Here is a 3,518-nt window from a genome sequence, read left to right on the forward strand (position 1 = left end):
CCGATCAGCTCCTCGCCCAACGCGGCCACATTCTCGTAGCAGGGGTCCTCGTCGGAGCCGAGGACGTACTCGCCCGGCTTGTCCGGTTGCGCCGGGTACGACGCCTGCCGCTCGAACCGGCCGGCCGGCGTCGCATTGATCGGACGCGGCCGGATGTTCGCCAGATCGCCGATCCCCTTGGGAATCCGCGCGGTCTCGCCGCGCGCCGTGACGTAGACGATCGCGCCGCGATGCGACATGTGCTTCTCGAACACCGCCGTCGGCGCGCCCTCCAGATCGCCGATCACGGCCACCAGGCGCCAGCCGGCAATTTCCTCACCCACCTTGGTCCAGCGCGCCGCACCGGTAGCCATCGCCGCGAGGACGGCGTCGGCGCGAAACCCGCGCGCCGCCGGCGCCCTGGCCAGCGCTTCGGCCTCGCCGGGCAGCAGCAGCGCGTACTCGTTCGGGATGCGGCCCGGCGAATAGCGCGACGATCGCCTGGCCCGATCCGCCGCCGAGGCATCCGGAGGCGCGGCGTCGGGCCGCAGCGGCGAGGCCGCGGAAGACGCCAGCATACGACGGGGAAGCACGGCCGCGACGGCGGCCCACTGCAGGAAGCGGCGACGGTCGATCATGGGTGGCGGGCGAAAGGTTCTGGCATTGGACGGAGCGCGGAGTGGCCCTACCGCGCCGGACCCGGCATCGCCTCCGAACGCCGCACCATCCATCCATACAGGAAGATGAGCACCGCCACGAAGCACAGCACGCCCAGCCACGGCGCGGGCGCGAAGCTCGCCGGCACGAGGCCGATGGGCGCCTCGGTGGCGAACGCGACGATCAATCCGGCGTTGATCACGCCCCACACACTCTCCCCCACGATCAGCCCCGACGCCACCAGAGTGCCCAGTCGCTCGGCGCGGTCCGGATCGCGCAATGTATGCACCCGCCGGTCGTACCAGTGGGACACCAGCGCGCCCACGACCACGGCAAACGTGGCCGACATGGGCAGGTAGATTCCGATGCCGACGGCGAGCGGCGGGATGCGCAGCTTATGCATCGCGCCCAGCGCCGCGTCCACCAGGATCAGGCCCACGCCGACGAGCGCGCCGACGCCGATCATCTTCCAGTCCAGATTGCCGCCGATCACGCCTTTGGCGAGCGCCGAGATGAGCGTGGCCTGCGGCGCCGGCAGCGGGTTGAGCGCCACCACGCCCACGTTCGGCGCACCCGCGAACCCGTACGCCTTGGCGAGAAGATTCAGGACCCACGGGATCACCGCCGCGCCGGCCGCCACGCCCACGATGAGCGCGATCTGCTGCCGCCGCGGCGACGCGCCCACGAGTTGGCCCGTCTTGAGGTCCTGCAGGTTGTCGTTGGAGATCGTCGCGCAGGCGAACACGATCGCCGTGACGAACAGCGAGAACGCGACGAGCGCCGGCGTCGACGCCCCCGTGGGCCGCACGGCCATGGCGAGCACGGACGCGCAGACCACGATCGAGAGAATGCCGACGCCGGAGATCGGGCTGTTCGACGCGCCGATGAGCCCCGCCATGTAGCCGCAGATGCCGGCGATCAGAAACCCGACGATCACCACGAATGGCACCGCGATCGCCGTGAGCATTCCCGCATCGGGGGCCAGCACCGTGGAGCGCGCGAAGTTGTACGCCAACCCGCCGGCGATGAGCGCGCATCCCACGGCCAGTCCGATGATCCACGGCGGCGACAGATCGCGGTCGCGGTCGTCGGCCACGCCCTCGGCGCGCGATGCGGCCAGCGTGCTCACCAGGCCGCCCAGCACCGGCTTGGCCAGCGTGGCGAGTGTATAGATCGCCGCCACGCCGATGGCGCCGGCGCCGATGAAGCGCACCTGCGTGCCCCAGATGGAGGCCGTGTGCGCGGCGAGCGTCATGCCGCCGGGCACGGGGTTCATCGACGTGAGAATCGGCACCGCGATCCCCCACGCGATGACCAGTCCCGCGAGCATCGCCATGCCCACCGACAATCCCACCAGATGCCCCGCGCCCACGAGCGCCAGCGACCACGCCACGTCGTATCCGCTGGCCGCCGTCGCCCCGATCGGGAAGAATCCCGTGAGCCCGCCGGCGGCGACGCGCGTGGCCGTGAGGATGGCCAGGCCCGCCGATGTGGCGGAACCGAGAACCACGGCCACGAGCCCTTCTCGCGCCTCTCCCGTCTCATCCTTGGTCTCGCCGCGCGTGCCCGAGCCCACGCGCAGCACCTCGGCCGCCGCCACCCCTTCGGGGTACGGCAGATCGGAGTCGGTGACGAGCGCGCGCCGCAGCGGGATCGTGAACAACACGCCGAGCACGCCGCCGCTCAAGCAGACGAAGAACGACTGCCAGTAGGGGAACCCGGTCCACCATCCGATGATCACGAGGCCAGGCAGCACGAAGATGATCGCCGACAGCGTGCCGGCCGCCGACGCGACCGTCTGCACGATGTTGTTCTCGAGAATCGACGAGTCCTTCACGGCGCTGAGCACCGCCATCGAGATGACCGCGGCGGGGATGGACGACGCGAAGGTGAGGCCCACCTTGAGGCCGAGGTAGATGTTGGCCGCGGTGAACACCGTGGTGATGAGCGCACCGAGGACGAGCCCGCGGATGGTGAGTTCTTTGGGTGGCATGCGGCCGATGGTCGAGGTGGGGTCAGATTGGGCAGGCCCGATCCGACCCAACTTGCTCGCGTGTGCGCGGCGGCGCCAGACCGCCGATCCTCGAGCGGTTCGATGTCCGGACCGGCCCCCCCGCAAACACAAAACGCCCACCGCTCCACGGAGCGGCAGGCGTGTGCGTTCAACGAGCCATGACAGAGCGGGCGACCGGACTCGAACCGGCGACGTCCAGCTTGGGAAGCTGGCATTCTACCAACTGAATTACGCCCGCAGATGGTCCTCAAGTATACCGGCCCCCAACACCCCAAACAAGCCGCCCCCGCCCCCCGAACCCCTCACCGCCCACCGCCGCGCACCACGCCCTGCACCCGCGCCCCCTCCCGCACCAGATCGTTCGGACGCGCCACCACCGTGTCGCCCGCGGCGAGCCCCGACACCACCTCCACGTCGCTCGTCCCCCGATGGCCTACGGTCACGGCCACCGGCTGCGCCCTCCCACCGCGCACGCGAAACACGCGCCATCCACCTCCAGCCGCCACGAGCGCGCTGCCCGGCACGCGCGGCACATCGGCGCCCTCCCACAACACGATCGACACGCTCACCTGATAGGCATCCCCGAGCGCCGCCGGCGGCGACGCGAATGCGCCGTGCACGTTCACCCGCTGCTCCTGCACGCCGAGCGGCGACAGCTTGGTGAACGCCGCGGGCTCGATGCGCGTGACGGTCGCCGTCACCGGCGCTGCGCCTTCCCCCGCGCGCACGAACATCGGCGCCCCCACCCGCACGCCCTGCGCATCGGACGAGAGCACGTCCACCACCACTTCCAGATTGCGCGGATCGCCCACATCCATCAATGCGGTGCCCGCCGGCACCAGCCGGTCGTGCTCCTCGAACACGCGCA

General features: G+C 70.8%; 3 protein-coding genes and 1 tRNA gene. All 4 read right to left on the reverse strand.

What is annotated here, in order from left to right; genetic code table 11:
* On the reverse strand, nucleotides 1-617 hold a 617-nt coding region (locus VNE60_00460), incomplete at its 3' end, for a hypothetical protein (GenBank protein HVB29978.1).
* A gap of 47 nt (nucleotides 618-664) precedes the next feature.
* A complete protein-coding gene (locus VNE60_00465; protein HVB29979.1) occupies nucleotides 665-2,629 on the reverse strand; it encodes an oligopeptide transporter, OPT family in 1,965 nt (654 codons plus the stop codon).
* Between the two features lie 186 nt (nucleotides 2,630-2,815).
* A tRNA-Gly gene (locus VNE60_00470) sits at nucleotides 2,816-2,888 on the reverse strand.
* A gap of 64 nt (nucleotides 2,889-2,952) precedes the next feature.
* Nucleotides 2,953-3,518: HlyD family efflux transporter periplasmic adaptor subunit (locus VNE60_00475; protein ID HVB29980.1), on the reverse strand; the 566-nt coding region annotated here is incomplete at its 5' end.

The sequence above is a fragment of the Gemmatimonadaceae bacterium genome, assembly GCA_035533755.1.
Taxonomy (GTDB): domain Bacteria; phylum Gemmatimonadota; class Gemmatimonadetes; order Gemmatimonadales; family Gemmatimonadaceae; genus JAGWRI01.